Annotated in this window: 14 protein-coding genes; 4 read left to right on the forward strand and 10 right to left on the reverse strand. The window is 73.6% G+C overall.

What is annotated here, in order from left to right; all coding sequences use genetic code 11:
- Positions 1–80: 80 nt before the first annotated feature.
- The 5 genes from BJ999_RS22555 to BJ999_RS22575 all read right to left on the reverse strand — a co-directional run bounded on the left by BJ999_RS22555 (position 81) and on the right by BJ999_RS22575 (position 6,398).
- Positions 81–1,013, reverse strand: coding sequence for a carbohydrate ABC transporter permease (locus tag BJ999_RS22555; protein ID WP_179835134.1), 933 nt, complete (start codon positions 1,011–1,013; stop codon positions 81–83).
- Positions 1,010–2,395: an ABC transporter permease subunit gene (locus tag BJ999_RS22560; protein WP_179835135.1), complete on the reverse strand. Its 1,386-nt coding sequence runs from the start codon at positions 2,393–2,395 to the stop codon at positions 1,010–1,012. The genes BJ999_RS22555 and BJ999_RS22560 overlap by 4 nt, the downstream gene beginning before the upstream one ends.
- A gap of 22 nt (positions 2,396–2,417) precedes the next feature.
- Entirely contained in the window at positions 2,418–3,707 is a 1,290-nt protein-coding gene (locus BJ999_RS22565; RefSeq protein ID WP_229810320.1) for an ABC transporter substrate-binding protein, read from the reverse strand.
- Positions 3,708–3,793: 86 nt separating this feature from the next.
- Entirely contained in the window at positions 3,794–5,023 is a 1,230-nt protein-coding gene (locus BJ999_RS22570) for an ABC transporter ATP-binding protein (RefSeq protein ID WP_179835137.1), read from the reverse strand.
- A 253-nt stretch (positions 5,024–5,276) separates the two neighbouring features.
- Positions 5,277–6,398 (reverse strand): M24 family metallopeptidase, encoded by a 1,122-nt coding sequence (locus BJ999_RS22575; protein ID WP_179835138.1) that lies wholly within the window; start codon positions 6,396–6,398, stop codon positions 5,277–5,279.
- Positions 6,399–6,483: 85 nt separating this feature from the next.
- Between BJ999_RS22575 and BJ999_RS22580 the strand changes: the two genes are divergently transcribed.
- The 3 genes from BJ999_RS22580 (at position 6,484) to BJ999_RS22590 (ending at position 9,856) form a co-directional block, all read left to right on the forward strand.
- On the forward strand, positions 6,484–7,404 hold the full coding sequence (locus BJ999_RS22580; RefSeq protein ID WP_179835139.1) for a 5'-3' exonuclease: 921 nt from the start codon (positions 6,484–6,486) through the stop codon (positions 7,402–7,404).
- A gap of 205 nt (positions 7,405–7,609) precedes the next feature.
- Positions 7,610–8,335, forward strand: a complete 726-nt coding sequence (locus tag BJ999_RS22585; protein ID WP_179835140.1) for a Crp/Fnr family transcriptional regulator — start codon at positions 7,610–7,612, stop codon at positions 8,333–8,335.
- Between the two features lie 102 nt (positions 8,336–8,437).
- Positions 8,438–9,856, forward strand: a complete 1,419-nt coding sequence (locus BJ999_RS22590) for an RNB domain-containing ribonuclease (RefSeq protein WP_179835141.1) — start codon at positions 8,438–8,440, stop codon at positions 9,854–9,856.
- 36 nt (positions 9,857–9,892) lie between these two features.
- Here BJ999_RS22590 and BJ999_RS22595 read toward each other — a convergent pair whose 3' ends face one another.
- The 5 genes from BJ999_RS22595 to nirB form a co-directional block, all read right to left on the reverse strand.
- Entirely contained in the window at positions 9,893–10,081 is a 189-nt protein-coding gene (locus BJ999_RS22595) for a hypothetical protein (RefSeq protein ID WP_089313228.1), read from the reverse strand.
- Positions 10,082–10,231: 150 nt separating this feature from the next.
- Positions 10,232–10,888 carry a biliverdin-producing heme oxygenase gene (locus BJ999_RS22600; RefSeq protein ID WP_179835142.1) on the reverse strand — a complete coding sequence of 219 codons (657 nt, stop codon included), beginning with the start codon at positions 10,886–10,888 and terminating at the stop codon, positions 10,232–10,234.
- Positions 10,889–10,902: 14 nt separating this feature from the next.
- Positions 10,903–12,102, reverse strand: coding sequence for an amidohydrolase family protein (locus BJ999_RS22610; RefSeq protein ID WP_218935178.1), 1,200 nt, complete (start codon positions 12,100–12,102; stop codon positions 10,903–10,905).
- Positions 12,103–12,127: 25 nt separating this feature from the next.
- The gene (locus tag BJ999_RS22615; protein WP_229810318.1) at positions 12,128–13,600 is read right to left on the reverse strand and encodes an FAD-dependent oxidoreductase; all 1,473 of its coding nucleotides are present in this window, start codon (positions 13,598–13,600) and stop codon (positions 12,128–12,130) included.
- Complete coding sequence (gene nirB, locus BJ999_RS22620) at positions 13,597–16,098, reverse strand: nitrite reductase large subunit NirB (RefSeq protein ID WP_179835143.1); 2,502 nt, start codon at positions 16,096–16,098, stop codon at positions 13,597–13,599. Before nirB ends, BJ999_RS22615 begins: the two co-directional genes overlap by 4 nt.
- A gap of 183 nt (positions 16,099–16,281) precedes the next feature.
- On the opposite strand from nirB, the gene BJ999_RS22625 reads away from it, so the two are divergent.
- Complete coding sequence (locus BJ999_RS22625; protein ID WP_179838742.1) at positions 16,282–17,088, forward strand: NAD-dependent protein deacetylase; 807 nt, start codon at positions 16,282–16,284, stop codon at positions 17,086–17,088.
- Positions 17,089–17,091 lie beyond the last annotated feature (3 nt).

Genomic DNA, 17,091 nt, shown 5'->3' on the forward strand with positions numbered 1-17,091 from the left:
CCCGCAAGGACCGGTCCGCTGGAACGGGGCGGTGCCCACGGCCTGAGCAAGGCCGTGGGCACCGCCCCGTTCGAGCACCGTCACTTCACCGAGCCGGCGAGGACCCCCTGGACGAAGTAGCGCTGGAAGGCGAAGAACACCACCAGCGGTACGACCAGCGACAGGAACGCGCCGGGCGCGAGGATGTCGATGTTGCCGGTGAACTGCCGCATCTGCGACTGCAGCCACTTGGTCATCGGCTGCGACCCGGTGTCGGCGAACACCAGCGCGACCAGCAGGTCGTTCCACACCCACAGGAACTGGAAGATGCCGAGCGAGGCGATCGCCGGGCCGCCCAGCGGGAAGATCACCCGGCGGAAGATCGTCCACTCCGAGCCGCCGTCCATCCGCGCCGCCTCCAGCAGGTCCCGGGGGATCGCCGCGAAGAAGTTGCGGAGCAGGAAGACGGCGAACGGCAGCCCGAAGGCGACGTGGAACAGCACCACGCCGGTGACCGAGCCGAACATGTGGAAGCCGCCGAACTCGATGTGGCCGTACAGCTTGGCGACCGGGATCAGCGCGACCTGGACCGGGACCACCAGCAGCGCCACGACGCCGAGGAAGAGCCAGTCCCGGCCGGGGAACTCCATCCAGGCGAACGCGTAGGCGGCCAGCGAGGCGATCGCGACCACCAGCAACGTCGCCGGGACGGTGATCAGCACCGTGTTCCAGAACGAGTCGACGAAGTCGCCCTTGTCCAGCAGCGCGCTGTAGGACTCGGTGGTCAGCTGCGCCGGCTTGGCGAACACGTTCCACCAGCCGTCGGCGTTGTTGTCCTCGTTCGAGCGCAGCGAGGCGACCAGCAGGCCGAGGGTCGGCACCAGCCAGAACAGCGCGATCAGGACCAGCAGCGCCTGCGCGGCACCGCCGCCGGCCCGGCCGACGGCCCGCGCGGCCAGGCCGCGGCGCGGCGCCCCCGCCGCACCGCCCTCCGCCCCGGAGGGCGCCTGCGCGGCCTTCTCCGCGGTGCTCATTTGCGCTCCTGCCGCAGTCGCCGGATGTTGAACAGCATGGCGGGCAGCACGAGCACGAACAGCAGCACGGCGATGGCGCTGCCGGAGCCCTGGTCGTTGCCGCCGCCGAACGACTCGGTCCACATCTGCAGCGCCAGCACGCTGGCGTTCGGATCGCCGCCGCCGATGATGTAGACGAGGTCGAAGACCTTCAGGACGTTGATGACCAGCGTCACCAGGACCACCATCAGGACGGGCGCGAGCAGCGGGATCGTCACCCGCCGGAACACCTGCCACTCGGTGGCGCCGTCCACCCGCGCCGCCTCCAGGGCGTCGCGCGGGATGGCGGCGAGCCCCGCGGCGATGAGCACCATCGCGAAGCCCGACCACACCCACAGGTACGACCCGATGATCGCCGGGGTGATGAGCGTGTCGCCGAGCCATTCGGCGCCCTGGTAGGCCGTGGTGAAGTTGTCCTTGGGCAGCCGGATCGTGTACGTCCCGGCGGGCACCTTCCTCATGGTGAAGGTTCCGTCGGCCTCCGTGGTGGCCTTGGCGACGACCTTGCCGCCCTGGACCGCCTCCACCCTGATGCCCGGCAGGCCGGATTCACCCGAGTTCGGGGCGTTCTGCTGCCCGCCGCCGCCCCGGGTGAAGTCGAACCAGACCGTGCCGGTCAGCTGGCCCGGCGCGGCGGCCGGGGGCGGCGCGGCGGGCTCGGCGCCCTTCGGCAGGTACTCCGGCTTGATCTTCAGCAGCGGGACGAGCGCGCTCTGCCCAGCCGAGTACGGCCGCACCGAGACCACGGCGCCGGCGTCCTGGCGGACCGGCGCGCTCCCGCCGTTGCGGGGCCCGGCGCCCGGATAGCTGGTGTCCCGCCGGAACATGTCGTGGACCGCGACCATGGCCGCGTTCGCCACGCCCTTGTCCGGGTCCTGCTGGTACACCAGCCGGAAGATCACGCCGGAGGCGAGGAACGAGATCGCCATGGGCATGAACACCACGAGCTTGAACACCGTCGCCCACCGGATCCGCTCGGTGAGCACGGCGAACACCAGGCCGATGACGGTCACCACCGTCGGCGCCACGACGACCCAGATGGCGGTGTTGCGCACCGCCACGAGGTTGTCGTGCCCCTTGAAGACGCCGGTGTAGTTGTCGACGCCGACGAACGAGCCGCCCGAGGCGTCGAAGAAGCTGCGGATCACCGAGTAGACGATCGGGTACACGACGAGGAAGCCGAGCAGCAGCAGCGCCGGCAGCAGGAACATCAGTGCCAGCCACGACGGCGGGGTCAGCCGCTCGCGCGCGCCGCGGGCGCCCGGACGGCCGGGCGTGGCGTCGATGGCGGCGGCGCCGCCGGCCGTCGCGGCCGGCGGCACCTCCTCATTCGGAGCCTTCATCGAGGGTTTCCCTACCTAGGCCCTACTTGTACGCCTTGGCCGCCTCGGCCTCCAGCTTGGCCTGCGTGCCCTTGACGTCGGTCGGGTTCTGCACGAACTGGCGCAGCGCCTCCCACTCCCCCTTGCCGGGCGTGGCGCCGAACGCGGCGGGCGCCAGGTCGGACATGTCGTAGCGGGCGGCGTCGCCGGCCTGCTGGAGCTGGGTGATCAGCTGCTTGGCGATCGGGTCGGAGTAGGCGTCGGGCTTGACGTTCTTGTTCGGCGTCAGGTAGCCGCCGAGCCCGGCCCACACCGTGCCCGCCTCGGGCGAGGCGAGGTACTTCATCAGCTCCTGCGCGCCCTTGCCGTCCTTGAGCGCGACCGCGACGTCGCCGCCGAGGATCGCCGGGGCGGTGTCGCCGGCCTTCGGGAACGCGAACACCTTGGCGTCCGTGCCGACCTTGGCCTTGGTGGTGCCGATGTTGGCGGCGGCGAAGTCTCCGCCGTAGACCATGGCGGCCTTCTGCTGGCCGAACACCTGCGTGACCGACTCGTCGAACTTGGTCTTGGTCGCGGTCGCGACGCCGCCGTTCAGGTAGTCGGGCTTGCCCCAGATCTCGGCGAGCGTCTGCAGCGCCTTGCCCACGCTCGGGTCGGTCCACTTGATCTCGTGCTTGGCGAGCTTGTCGTAGTTGTCCGGCCCCGCCTGCGACAGGTAGACGTTCTCGAACCAGTCGGTCAGTGTCCAGGAGTCCTGCGGCCCCGCGGCGAGGGTGAACGGGGTGGTGCCCGCGTCCTGCAGCGTGCCCGCCGCCTTGGTCAGGTCGGCCCACGCCGCCGGCGGCTGGACGCCGGCCTCGTCGAGCGCCTGCGGCCGGTACCACAGGATCGACTTGTAGGCGGCCTTGACGATCACGCCGTAGGTCTTGCCGTCGGAGGAGCCGAGCTCCTTCCAGTACGGCGCGAAGTTCTGGCCGACCTGCGAGACCACGTCGTCGCCCAGGGGCTTGAGCGCCCCCTTGCCGGCGTACTGCTGCATCAGGCCCGGCTGCGGCAGGATCGCCACGTCCGGCGGGTTCTTGGCCTCGATGCGCGGGCCGAGGTAGGCGTCGGTGTTCTCACCGGTGGAGGCGTAGTTGACCTTCGCCCCGGTCTTCTTCTCGAACGCCTGCAGGACCTTGCGGAAGTTCGTCTCCTCCGGGCCGGTCCACTTGGCCGCGACCTCGATGGTGGTGCCCTTCAGCTCACCCCCGCCGGAGGGCGACGACCCGTCCCCGTCCTTGTCGTCGCCGCCGCACGCGGCCGCCGCGGACAGGAGCAGTCCCGCCGCCACGGCGGCTCCCGTCGCGCGCCTGCCGAAGCCGGCGGAGCGGTGTCGGGGGGTGCGGGGGGAGGTCCCCCCACCGGCAAAGCTGACCCTCATTCTTCATCCTCCCTGGCCGGAGCGGCGTCGCCTGTTCCCCAGATCGACGCGCCGGACTCGATATCGAAGAAGTGCAGGCGGCCGGTGTCGACGCGGATCGTCACCGGGTCGCCCACCTTCACGCGGGTGCGCGGGCTGAACCGCGCGACCAGGTCCGTGCGGGGGCTCTCCAGGTTCCCCAGCACGTCGGTCCCCGCGTCGCGCGCGAGCTCCTTGGTGTCCTCGGTGACGACCTGGGACGCCTCGATCGCGAAGTGCACCAGCACGTCCGAGCCCATCGCCTCCACGAGGTCGGCGGTGGAGGCCAGCCCGGCCCCCTCGGGCGCCTCCACGAGCTCGGAGTCCTCCATGTCCTCGGGGCGGATGCCGACGACGACGTCGCCGCCGAGGTGGGACGCGAGGGCCGGGCGCGCGGTCAGCACCTCGGCCGGGAGCGTCAGGGTCTGGCCGCCGATCTCCAGGCGCGGGTTCTCCGCGTCGCCGGACAGCGTGCCCTGGATCAGGTTCATGGCCGGTGAGCCGATGAATCCGGCGACGAACAGGTTCGCCGGCCGGTCGTAGAGCTCCTGCGGCGCCGCGACCTGCTGCAGCCGCCCCTTCTTCATCACCGCGACCCGGTCGCCGAGCGTCATCGCCTCGGTCTGGTCGTGGGTGACATAGACGGTGGTGACGCCGAGGTCCCGCTGGAGGCGGGCGATCTCGGCGCGCATCTGCACGCGCAGCTTGGCGTCGAGGTTGGACAGCGGCTCGTCCATCAGGAACGCCTGCGGCTCCCGGACGATCGCGCGGCCCATGGCGACGCGCTGCCGCTGCCCGCCCGACAGGTTGCGGGGCTTCTTGTCCAGGTAGTCGGTCAGGCCCAGGGTCCGCGCGGCCTTGTCGACCTTCTCGCGGATCTCGGCCTTCGGCAGCTTGCGCAGCGACAGCCCGAAGCCGATGTTGTCGCGCACCGACAGGTGCGGGTAGAGGGCGTAGCTCTGGAACACCATCGCGACGTCGCGGTCCCGGGACGGCACCCGGTTGACGACCCGCCCGCCGATCGTGACCTCGCCCTCGGAGATGTCCTCCAGCCCGGCGACCATCCGCAGCGCGGTGGTCTTGCCGCAGCCAGACGGGCCCACCAGGACGAGGAACTCCCCGTCGGCGATGTGGAGGTTCAGGTCGGTCACGGCCCGCGTGCCGTCGGGATAGACCTTCCCGACGCTGGTCAGGTCGACCTCTGCCACGGCGTCTCCTCTTCGTCACGGCACGTCGATGCGGAAGAACATGACTTACTCCCGCGTAACAGTGCAACAAGGAGGTACAGGCCCGGACACCCCGATCGCAACCGGCGGGGGCACGGTCTGACCCATTTGATACAGAGATCGTTACCGAGCCGTTTCCGTCTCAATTTGCGCTGCCCGAAAACAGCACGTGGGCATGGACGCGAACCGTCCATGCCCACGTGCGACCGGGCGGACCCGGCGCTGCGGACCTGCGTCAGTCCACGATCACCAGCCCGCGCTCGGTGACGTTCATCGGCGTGTGGCCGTCCTCGGTGCACACGACGATGTCCTCGATGCGGGCGCCGTGCGGGCCGGGGTAGATGCCGGGCTCGATCGAGAACGCCATCCCGGGCTCCAGCGGCTCGCGGTTGCCGGCGACGATGTAGGGGTCCTCGTGCGACTCCAGCCCGATGCCGTGGCCGGTGCGGTGGAAGAAGTGCTCGCCGTGCCCGGCGGCGGCGATGATGTCGCGGCCCGCCGCGTCCACCGCCTCCGGCGTCACGCCCGGCCGCACGGCCGCGCAGGACGCCCGCTGCGCCTCCTCCAGCACCGCGAAGTACGCGCGGTAGTCGGCGGGCGGCTCGCCCACGCAGTAGTTGCGGGTCGAGTCCGAGCAGTAGCCGCTCGGCATCGTCCCGCCGATGTCGACCACCACGGGCTCGCCGGGACGGATGACCCGGTCCGACAGCTCGGCGTGCGGGTTGGCGCCGTTCGGGCCGGAGCCGACGATGACGAAGTCGACCTGCGCGTGCCCCTCGGCGATGATCGCGTCGGCGATGTCGCGGCCGACCTCGCGCTCGGTGCGCCCGGCCTTCAGCAGGCCCGGGACCCGGCGGTGCACCCGGTCGATCGCCTCCCCCGCCTCGCGCAGCGCCGCCACCTCCGCGGCGCTCTTGCGGATCCGCAGCTCCCGCAGCACGCCCCCGGCCGCGACCTGTTCGGCGCCGGGCATCGCGCCGCGGAACCGCAGCGCCATCACCGCCCACATCCGGTCGGCGACGCCGACGCTCCCCACGTCCCGCGGGAGGCGGCGAGCCACCAGCGCGTACGGGTCGTCGGTCTCGTCCCACGGCACCAGCTCGACGCCGAGGGACCCCGCCGGCGACTCCTGCGCGGCGGGCAGCTCCAGCCTGGGGACGACCAGGAACGGCTCGCCGCCGGCCGGGACCACCAGGCAGGTGAGCCGCTCCAGCTGCTTGGCGTCGTACCCGGTGACATACCGCAGGTCGGGGCCGGGCGTCAGCAGCACCGCCCCGAGGCCCGCCTTCGCCGTCGCCTCGCGCACCAGTCCGACACGCTCACGCGGATACAACTCCGTTGTCACATCCGTCTCCATATCCTCGATCCTCTCAGTGGCCGGTACCAGGATCCCAGGAGCGTCCGGGCGCCGCCGACCCGGCCCGCGTGGCAGCATGTGCCCCATGAGCGGGCTGATGCTGCTGGACACGCCGTCGTTGTACTTCCGCGCCTTCTTCGGGGTGCCCGAATCGGTGACGGCCCCCGACGGGACGCCGGTGAACGCGGTGCGCGGGCTCGTCGACATGATCGCCCGGCTCGTCCAGGACCGGCGGCCGGAGCGGATCGTGTGCTGCATGGACGCCGACTGGCGGCCGGCGTTCCGGGTGGAGGCGCTGCCCTCCTACAAGGCGCACCGGGTGGCCGAGGACGGCGGCGACCAGACGCCCGACGCGCTGGAGGCCCAGCTCCCGGTCATCGAGCAGGTGCTGGACGCCTTCGGGCTGGCGCGCGCGGGCGTCCCCGGCTACGAGGCCGACGACGTCATCGGGACGCTCGCCGTTCGCGGCGCCGCCGACGGGCCGGTCGACATCGTGACCGGGGACCGCGACCTGTTCCAGCTCGTCGACGACGGCGGTCCCGTCTGCGTCCTGTACACCGCGCGGGGGATCCGGAACCTGCAGGTGATGGGCGAGAAGGAGGTCGCGGCCAAGTACGGCATCCCTGGCCGGGGCTACGGCGACTACGCCACGCTGCGCGGCGACCCGAGCGACGGGCTGCCCGGCGTGCCCGGGGTCGGCGACAAGACCGCCGCCGCGCTCGTCACCCGGTTCGGATCGGTCGAGGGAATCCTCGCGGCCCTGGACGCCGGCACCGACGAGGGGTTCCCGGCGGGCGCGCGCCGCCGGATGGAGGCGGCCCGCGAGTACCTGGCCGCCGCCGAGACGGTGGTGCGGGTCGTCACCGACATCGACGCCCCCGAGCTGTCGGGCCTGGAGGACCGGCTGCCCGCCGAGCCGCGGGACGCCGAGGCCCTCGTCCGGCTCGCCGACACGTGGAACCTGTCCGGCCCGGTCAACCGCCTCCTGAACGCGCTCCCCCGCTGACCGCCGATTTCACTGCAATTTGCGCCGAGAGTGTCAGATGACACAGACAGCGCGGTCCCCGGCGTGCAGCATGCGGAGCGGTGAGGGGTTCTCATAGGCACATGCAGGCGACCGGTACCCGCGGCACTCGGGCCTCAACGCCCCACTCCCCCCGATTGCCGTGGGTACCGGTTCATCCGAGCCCCGGACCGGAGACGGACGTGCCGTGAGCGAGCGGACCAGACCCCGCGGCGGCCTCGCCGCGGGCCCCGGCGGCGGATTCTGGGCCGCGCTGGACGGATCGGAGCGCGCGGCGCTCCGGGCCGCCGGGCGGGCCCGGAGCTACCAGCCGAGGACGCCCCTGTGCTACCAGGGCGACGATTCCGACCACATCATCGTCATCGAGTCGGGCTGGGCGAAGGTCACCTGCGCAGGCGAGGACGGCCGGGCGGTCGTGCTCGCCGTGCGCGGGCCCGGCGACCTGGTCTGCGAGAGCGCGGTGCTCGGCGGCCGCGAGCGGTCGGCGACCGTGCAGGCGCTCGACCACGTCCGGGCGCTGATCGTCCCGGCGGCCCGGTTCACCGCCTTCCTGGACGCCCACCCGCGCGTGTGGCGGCTGGTCAGCGGCACGTTCGTGCGGCGGCTGGACGACGCCGACCGCAGGCTGCGGGCCCACGTGTCGGCGCAGGGCGCCCGGCGGCTGGCGATCCTGCTGGCGGGCCTGGCCGACCTGTCGGCCCGGCACGCCCCGCCCGCCGCCGGCGGGGCGATCGCGATCGGGCCGCCGCTGTCCCAGGAGGAGCTCGGCAGCTGGATGGACGCCTCACGGGAGACCGTCGCGCGGGCGCTGTCCACGCTGCGGCGCGAGGGGCTGGTCAGCACCGGCTGGCGCAAGATCACCGTGGAGGACCCGCCGGGGCTGCGCGCGTTCGCGGACTTCCTGGACGAGTGAGGCCGGCCCGGTCGGCGGGCCCCGTCCCGGGTGCCGAACCCGGCGCCTTTACATTGTAGATTCACAGCAGGATCGCCGGTTTCGTCCCGTACGCTCGGTGGTGTGCCGCGCCGACCGCTGCGACTGCATACCGCCGAGGCCGACGCCGAGGTCCGCGCGGGGCTCGACCGGATCCGCGCCGAGTTCTCGGTGCCCGGCGCGTTCCCGCCCGCCGCCCTCGCCGAGGCCGCCGCGTCCGCGCCGCCCTCCAACGGCCGTGTGGACCTGCGCGACGTCCCGTTCTTCACCCTGGACCCGCCCGGCTCACTCGACCTCGACCAGGCGATGCACCTGGAGCGGCGCGGGTCCGGGCACCGGGTGCGGTACGCGATCGCCGACGTGGCCGGGTTCGTCCGGCCGGGCGGCGCGCTCGACGCCGAGGCTCGCTCCCGCGGCGTGACGCTCTACCTGCCGGACGCGAACGCGCCGCTGCATCCGCGCCCCCTGTCGGAGGGGAGCGCGAGCCTGCTGCCCGGCCGGGAGCGCCCCGCCGTGGCGTGGACGATCGACATCGACGACGCCGGGCGGATCACCGGCGTGGACGTGCGGCGCGCCCTCGTGCGCAGCCGCGACCGGCTCGACTACGCCACCGCCCGCCGCGGCGACGGCGACCCGCGGATCGCGCTGCTCGGCGAGATCGGCGAGCGGCTGATCGCGGCGGAGGCCGCGCGGGGCGGTGTGAGCCTGCCGCTGCCCGAGCAGGAGGTCGTGCACGCGGGCGGCGGCTGGGCGCTGAAACTGCGCGGCGACCTGGTGACCGAGGCGTGGAACGCGCAGATCTCGCTGCTGACCGGGCGGGCCGCGGCCCGGCTGATGCTGGACGGCGGCGTCGGGCTGCTGCGCACCATGGCGCCCGCGCCCGCCGAGGCGGTCGAACGGCTGCGGCTGGCGGCCCGGGCGCTCAAGGTCTCCTGGCCCGGTGACGCCCCCTACGGGGACATCGTCCGCGCCCTGGACCCGGCGCTCCCCCGGCACGCGGCGTTCCTGCACGACGCGGCGGGGCTGATGCGCGGCGCCGGCTACACCGCCTTCGACGGGGCGCCGCCGGAGCAGGCCGCGCACGCCGCCGTCGCCGCCCCGTACGCGCACGTCACCGCGCCGATCCGGCGGCTGGCCGACCGGTACGCCACGGAGGTGTGCCTGGCGCTGGCGGCGGACCGCCCCGTCCCGGGATGGGCGCGGGAGGCGCTGCCCCGCCTGCCCGAGGCGATGCAGCGGGCGCTGCGCCGCGGCGCGGACATCGACCACGCGTGCGTCGACCTGGTCGAGGCGCTGCTCCTGCGCGACCACGTCGGGGACGTGTTCGACGCGGTGGTGGTGGACGTGAACGGCGACCGCACCGGCGGGCGCGTCCAACTGGTGGCGCCGCCGGTGTTCGGTCGCTGTGAGGGGGAGGATCTGCCGCTCGGCGAGCAGGTCAGGGTTCGGCTGGAGGAGGCGGACCCGGCGCGGCGCCGGGTCCGCTTCTCCCGTGCGTCGTGAGCCCCGCCCACCGCGGCCGGCGGGCGGGGCGGGCGGTCACCGGCGGCCGCGGCGGCGCGGCCGCCAGTTCGTGGAGGCGCCGGTGCCGACGCCGCCGAGGTGCAGGGCGATCAGCAGCAGGCCGAGGACGGTCAGGGTGCTGTTGTTGATGGCGTCCGAGGAGATGTCGGCCAGGTCGAACAGCAGGGCAAGTGCGAAGACGATCGCGGCGACGATCGCGAGCATGTCGGCCTCCGTGGGGGTCGGGGGCCCACAGCGGGCCCCTCGGCTGCCTACCGGATCTCCTCCAGCCCGCCCCCGAAACCGCGCACCCTTTTCGGCCGACCGATATTCGAATTGCGACCTTTTTGGGCGTTCGCGCCGGTCAGCGGCCGGTCACGCGGCGTCGCGGCGCAGGTGCTCGTCCAGTTCCGCGGTGAGGGCGGCGTTGAGCCGGTAGGCGGCCTTGACCTCGGCGATGACGCGGGCCTGCTCGGCGGCGTCCCACGGGGCGGCGTCCAGCATCCGGCGGTAGCGGTCCTTGTAGGCCTTGGGCTTGCCGGGGAAGCGGTAGAAGCGGACGCCGTCGTCCCCGGCGGACAGCTCCAGCGTCTTGCGGACCTGGAGCCCGATGTACTGGCCGCCGGACAGATCACCCAGGTAGCGCGTGTAGTGGTGGGCCACGAACCCGCCCGGCCAGTCGAAGCACACCTCGCGCAGCCGGTCGCAGTAACGCGCCGTCGAGGCGTTCGGCTCGACGCGCGAGCGCCAGCCGGGCCCGTAGAAGTAGGCCAGGTCGGCCTCCAGCGCCTCGCGGCGGCGCAGGCCGGGAAGGTCGAAGGCGCCGGCGACGGGGTCGGAGGCCATCCGGTCGGCCGCCCGCTCCAGCAGGTCGTAGACCGGATGGAGCTGCGCCACCAGCACGGCGTACTCGTCCCGCGCGAGCCGGCCCTCGACGAGCGCGCTCATGTAGTCCGAGGTCTCGTTGTCGCCGTGGTCGCTCCAGGTCGCGGCGCGCAACCGCGCGGAGAACGGCTCTTTTTCCGACGCCATGTCGGCTACCTTACCTACGGCCCGTCGGGAACGTCCAGCCCGCCGGCGAGCGCGGCGCGGGCGCGCTCGGTCATGCGGACGACCTCGCGGCGCACCTGCGGGCGCTCGGTGAGCCGCTCGCCGAATGGGATCCGGACCGGGTGCTCGACGCCGCCGTCGGCGACGGCGAACTCGATGCCCTCGGCGTCCAGGCCCGTCATCCGGGCCGCGGTCGCGCCGGGGCGCCCGCCGAGCGCGCGGCAGATCGTCAGGCAGTCGGCGGCGTGGTCCTCGTTCATGTGCCGCGTGATCTGCCGCACGACGTCGTCGGTGAAGGGGCCCGCGTCGGGCATGCGATGGTCCTTTCGGGTGGACGGCGGGACGGTCAGGCCCTTGTAGACCTGGAGGGCGTTGCCGGCCAGGACGAGCGCGAGGGTCTCCTCGTCCAGGCCGAGGGCGGCGATGGCACGGGCGTTGCGGGCGATGCCGGGCACGCCGGGCCAGTCGGTGCCGAAGACGAACTTGCGGGCCAGGCGCCGCAGGTCGTGCCGGGCGTAGTACTCGGGGAGCCGGCGGGGCGGCAGCCCGGACAGCTCGATCCACACCCTTTCGCGGGAGAGCGCCAGGAACGCGGCGGCGTCGTACCACCATCCGCGCCCGCCGTGGGCGAGGACGAACGTCAGACCCGGGAACAGCCGCAGCACGTCGTCGACCGCGGTGGGGTCGGCGTACCGGTTGGCCGAGCCGGGGAACGAGCTCGTCCCGCAGTGCACGACGACCGGGACGCCGGCGTCGCGGCACACCTCGTAGGCGGGGTAGAGCTCGGGATCGGCGATGCCGAACCCGCCGTGCACCGGGTGCAGCTTGAGCGCGACGGCGCCGAACCCGAGCTGCCGCTCGACCTCGGCGCCGATCGGATAGTGCAGGTGCGGGTTGACGTTGGCGATCGGCCTGAAGCGCCGCGGGTTGTGCTCCTGGAGGGGCCGCAGGTCCTCGATGGGCTGCGTGCCGGTGGTCCGCGGGCTGTACTCGCACAGCAGCAGGGCGACGTCGACGCCCTCGTCCTCGAAGTAGGCGTCGACCCGCTCGGGCACGAGCGCGCCGCCCTCGTCGTAGAGGTCCTGCCAGGGGTGGGACGAACCGAACTCCTCGGCCCAGCTCCGCCAGGCCGGGCGGAGCGTGGGCAGCCGGGCGGCGTGCACGTGCGCGTCGATCAGCGGGCGTCCGTCGAGCATGCGGCGGAGCCTACCCGCCGCACCCTCAAGCGACGTCCACGGTGTCCTGCTCCTCCAGCCAGGCGACGATGCCCTCGACGGCGGACCGGCAGCTGCCGCAGCCGGTGCTCGCCCGGGTGCCCCGCGCGACGGCGTCGGCCGTGCGGGCGCCGCTCTGCCAGCAGGCGCGGATCTGGCCCTTGCTGACGTTGTTGCACTGGCAGACGGTCGCCGCGTCCGGCATCCGCACCGGCGACTCGGCCTCGGGCGCCGCTCCGACGCCGGGGAACAGCAGGCCGAGGCGCTCGGCGGGCAGCGGCGAGGCCCGGTCGTAGAGCTGGGTGAGCGTCCCGGCGGTGGAGGTCTCGCCGAGCAGGATCGCGCCGATCAGCCGCCCGTCCCGGATCACGGCCTTCTTGTAGGTGCCGCGCGCGGCGTCGGTGAACCGGACGACCTCCACGTCCTCGTCGTCGTCGCCGAAGTGGGTCTCCCCCATGGACGCCAGCTCGATCCCGGCGGCCTTGAGCCGGGTGATCTGGCGGGCGCCGGTGAACCGCGCCGCGGGGTCGGTGCCGGCGAGCAGGCCGGCGAGCACGCCCGCCTGCTCCCACGCGGGCGCCACCAGCCCGTACACCTCGTCGCGGTGCTCGGAGCACTCGCCGATGGCGCGGACGGCCGGATCGGTGACCGACCGCAGCTCGTCGTCGACGATCACGGCCCGGCCGACGGCCAGGCCCGCGTCCCGGGCCAGGCCCACCTCCGGCCGGACGCCGCAGGACAGGACGACCAGGTCGGCGTCGACGACCTCCGTCCCGCCGCCGGGCAGGGCCAGCTCGACGCCGGTCACCGCGCCGCCGGCGGTGCGCAGCCCCGTGACGGCGGCCTGCAGCCGGGTGCCGATGCCGAGGGCCGCCAGCGTGCGGGCCAGGACCCGCCCCGCGGCCGGGTCGAGCTGGCGCTCCATGAGGTGCCCGGCCAGGTGCAGGACGGTCACCTCCAGGCCGCGGCCCGTGAGCCCGCGCGCGGCCTCGATGCCGAGCAGCCCGCCGCCGACGACCACCGCGCGGCGCGCCGACTCGGCCAGGGCGGAGATGCGGCGGCAGTCCTCCAGGGTGCGGAACACCTCCGCGCCGCGCGGCAGGCCGTCCTCCAGGCCCGGCATCGGCGGGACGAACGCGGTGCTGCCGGTCGCGAGGACGAGCGTGCCGTAGGGGGTGACCGTCCCGTCCGAGGCGTGCACCGTCCGCGCCGCGCGGTCGATGCGGGTGACCTCGACGCCGAGACGGGCGTCCACGCCGTGGGAGGCGTACCAGGCGGCGTCGACCAGGCTGATGTGGTCGGGCCGCGTCTTCCCTGCGAGGACGTTCGAGAGCAGGATCCGGTTGTAGGGGCGCTGCGCCTCCGCGCCGAACACCGTCACGGGCGTCACGGCGTCCCGGGACCGCAGTTCGTCCACGAGCCGGGAGCCGGCCATGCCGTTGCCGATGACGACCACGCGCGCCGCGTCCACGGGGTTCACCGCTTCACCTCCAGCGGGAGGGGCTTGATCTGGTCGCGCTCGACCTCGAAGGCGATGCTCGGGTCGGGGGTCTGCGGGGCGTTGACGAACGAGACGAACCGGCGGAGCCGCTCGGGATCGTCCAGGGTGTCGCGCCACTCGTCGGAGTAGGACGCGACGTGGCGGTCCATGGCCGCGTCGAGGTCGGCGCAGATGCCGAGCCGGTCGTCCACGATGACCTCGCGCAGATAGTCCAGGCCGCCGTCCAGGGACTCCAGCCACCCGGCGGTGCGCTGCAGCCGGTCGGCGGTGCGGATGTAGAACATCAGGAACCGGTCGATGCAGGTGAGCAACTCCTCGTCGGTGAGGTCGGTGGCGAACAGGTCCGCGTGCCGGGGCCGCATGCCGCCGTTCCCGCCGAGGTAGAGGTTCCAGCCCTTCTCGGTGGCGATGACGCCGAAGTCCTTGCTCTGCGCCTCGGCGCACTCGCGGGCGCAGCCGGACACGGCCGACTTCAGCTTGTGGGGGGCGCGCAGCCCCCGGTAGCGCATCTCCAGCCGGATCGCCATCGCGGCCGAGTCCTGGACGCCGTAGCGGCACCAGGTGGAGCCCACGCACGACTTCACCGTGCGCAGTGCCTTGCCATAGGCGTGGCCGGACTCGAACCCGGCCTCGACGAGCCGCCGCCAGATCTCGGGCAGCTGCTCGACGCGGGCGCCGAACAGGTCGATCCGCTGGCCTCCGGTGATCTTGGTGTAGAGGCCGAAGTCGCGCGCCACCTCCCCGATCACGATGAGCCTCTCGGGGGTGATCTCCCCGCCGGGGACCCGCGGGACCACCGAGTAGGTGCCGTTCTTCTGCAGGTTGGCCAGGAAGTGGTCGTTGGTGTCCTGCAGCGCCGCCTGCTCGCCCTCCAGGATGTGGCCGTTGCCGAGGCTGGCGAGGATGGAGGCGACGGCGGGCTTGCAGATGTCGCAGCCGCGGCCCGTCCCGTGCTCCTGGACGAGCTGGGTGAAGCTCGCGACGCGCCCGGCCCGGACGATGTCGAACAGCTCGGCGCGGCTGTAGTCGAAGTGCTCGCAGATCGCCTTGCTGACCTCGATGCCCGCGGCGGTCAGCTCGGCGTCCAGGATCCGCTTCACCAGCGGGACGCAGCTGCCGCAGCTCGTCCCGGCCCGGGTGCGGTCCTTCACGCCGGCCACGTCGGTCAGGGAGCACTCGGCGACCGCGCAGCGGATCCCCTCGGCGGTGACGTTGTTGCAGGAGCAGATGACCGTCGCGCCGGGAAGGTCGCCGCCCGCCGCCTCGGTACCGCCGAAGAGCATCTGCTCGGGCGCGCCGGGCAGGCTGCCGCCGACGTGGGCGCGGAGCGTGCCGTAGGACTCGGCGTCGCCGACGAGGACGCCGCCGAGCAGCGTCCGCGCGTCGTCGCTGACGAGGAGCCGCTTGTAGACCCCGGCGACGGGGTCGGTGTAGGTGACGCCGAGCGCGCCCTGCTCGGGGCCGGCGAACGGGTCGCCGAAGCTGGCGACGTCGACGCCCATCAGCTTGAGCTTCGTCGACATGTCCGCGCCCTCGAACACCGCCGTGCTCGCGGGGGACAGCAGCCGGTCGGCGACCACCTCGGCCATCGAGAAGCAGGGCCCGACCAGCCCGTAGACCATGCCGCCGACCAGGGCGCACTCGCCGATCGCGAAGACGGCGGGGTCCTCGGTGCGGCAGGAGGCGTCCACCACGATCCCGCCGCGCTCCCCCACCGGCAGGCCGCAGCCGCGGGCCAGTTCGTCGCGCGGGCGGATCCCGGCGGAGAACACCACGACCTCGGCGTCGAGCACCGTGCCGTCCTCCAGGACGACGCGCCGGACCGAGCCGTCCTCCCCCGCCTCCAGGGCGCGCATGGGGGTGCCCGCGTGCACGGCCATGCCGAGCGCCTCGATGTGGCGGCGCAGCATCGCGCCGCCGCCCTCGTCCAGCTGGCGCGGCATCAGCCACGGCGCCACCTCCACGACGCCGCTGCGCAGGCCGAGGCCCTGGATCGCGCGGGCCGCCTCCAGGCCGAGCAGGCCGCCGCCGACGACGGCGCCGGTGGTCCTGCCCCGCGCGTACGCGCGGATCGCGTCCAGGTCGTCGATCGTGCGGTAGACGAAGACACCCGGCAGGTCCCCGCCCTCGACCGGCGGGACGAACGGGGAGGACCCCGTGGCCAGGACGAGCGCGTCGTAGGGGACGGCGCGCCCCGCCGAGGTGGCGACCGTCCGGGCGGCGCGGTCGATCCCGGTGACCCGCTCCCCGGTCCGCACGGCGACCGCGCCGTCGTGCGCCGGGTAGGCCAGGTCGGCGCCCTCCAGATGCGTCGTCAGCGCCACCCGGTCGTAGGCGGCGCGGGGCTCCTCGCCGATCACGGTGATCGTCCACGTGCCGGCGGCGTCGCGCTCGCGCACCGCCTCCACCAGTCGGTGCGCGGCCGGCCCGTGGCCGGCGACGACCAGGCGCTTGTCCGGTCTGCTGTCGGCTCCCATGGGCCCGATCCTCGGCGGCCCGTATTACTTGGAGGGATCTTCGCTGTCACCCCCGCGTTAAGTGGCCCTCACAGCCGGCCCGCCCGCGAGGCCGGACGCGCCGGGCGCACCGGACCCGCCACGGTCGTGCACCATGGAAGGGTGACGGAGGTTGTGGGGAACGGGACGCGTGCCGGCCTGCCGATGCTGGCCGACCTCGTCTCGGACGGCGACGTGGTGGTGCTGAGCGGCGCGGGGCTGTCGACCGAGTCGGGCATCCCCGACTACCGCGGCGAGACGGGCCGCCGGCGGCGCGCGGCGCCGATGACCTACCAGGCGTTCATCGGGAGCGAGGCGGCGCGGCGCCGCTACTGGGCGCGCAGCCACCTCGGCTGGCGGTACATCGCGCGGGCCCGTCCGAACGCCGGGCACGGCGCGGTCGCCGAGCTCCAGCGGCGCGGCCTGCTGGCGGGGATCATCACCCAGAACGTCGACGGGCTCCAGCAGGCCGCGGGCGCGCGCGAGGTGATCGAGCTGCACGGCGCGCTGGACCGCGTCGTCTGCCTGTCCTGCGGCGAGCGGTCGGCGCGCGAGCGGCTGGACGAGCGGCTGCGCGGGGCCAACCCCGGCTGGACGGCCCGCGCCGAGACGATCAACCCCGACGGCGACGCCGTCCTGCGCGACGAGGCCGTCGAGACGTTCCGGATCGTGGGCTGCGAGCGGTGCGGCGGCGCGCTCAAGCCCGACGTGATCTTCTTCGGGGAGAACGTGCCGCCCGCCCGCGTCGGGGACTGCTACGCGCTGACGGAGCGGGCGGGGGCGCTGCTGGTGCTGGGGTCGTCGCTGACGGTGCTGTCGGGCTACCGGTTCGTCCGGCACGCGGCGCGGCACGGCGTCCCGGTGGCGATCGTCAACCGCGGCGCCACCCGGGGCGACCCGCACGCGCTCGTCACGCTGGACGCCCCGCTCGGCGCGACCCTGGGCGAACTGATCGCCGAGCTGCCCGCCTGACCG

The sequence above is a fragment of the Actinomadura citrea genome, from assembly GCF_013409045.1.
Classification (GTDB): domain Bacteria; phylum Actinomycetota; class Actinomycetes; order Streptosporangiales; family Streptosporangiaceae; genus Spirillospora; species Spirillospora citrea.

Coding starts and splice junctions, on each gene's coding strand:
- BJ999_RS22625 (WP_179838742.1), top strand. CDS start 16,282: ATGCTGGCCGACCTCGTCTCGGACGGCGACGTGGTGGTGCTGAGCGGC.
- BJ999_RS22555 (WP_179835134.1), bottom strand. CDS start 1,013: ATGAGCACCGCGGAGAAGGCCGCGCAGGCGCCCTCCGGGGCGGAGGGC.
- BJ999_RS22600 (WP_179835142.1), bottom strand. CDS start 10,888: ATGGCGTCGGAAAAAGAGCCGTTCTCCGCGCGGTTGCGCGCCGCGACC.
- BJ999_RS22595 (WP_089313228.1), bottom strand. CDS start 10,081: ATGCTCGCGATCGTCGCCGCGATCGTCTTCGCACTTGCCCTGCTGTTC.
- nirB (WP_179835143.1), bottom strand. CDS start 16,098: ATGGGAGCCGACAGCAGACCGGACAAGCGCCTGGTCGTCGCCGGCCAC.
- BJ999_RS22560 (WP_179835135.1), bottom strand. CDS start 2,395: ATGAAGGCTCCGAATGAGGAGGTGCCGCCGGCCGCGACGGCCGGCGGC.
- BJ999_RS22610 (WP_218935178.1), bottom strand. CDS start 12,102: ATGCTCGACGGACGCCCGCTGATCGACGCGCACGTGCACGCCGCCCGG.
- BJ999_RS22575 (WP_179835138.1), bottom strand. CDS start 6,398: ATGGAGACGGATGTGACAACGGAGTTGTATCCGCGTGAGCGTGTCGGA.
- BJ999_RS22580 (WP_179835139.1), top strand. CDS start 6,484: ATGAGCGGGCTGATGCTGCTGGACACGCCGTCGTTGTACTTCCGCGCC.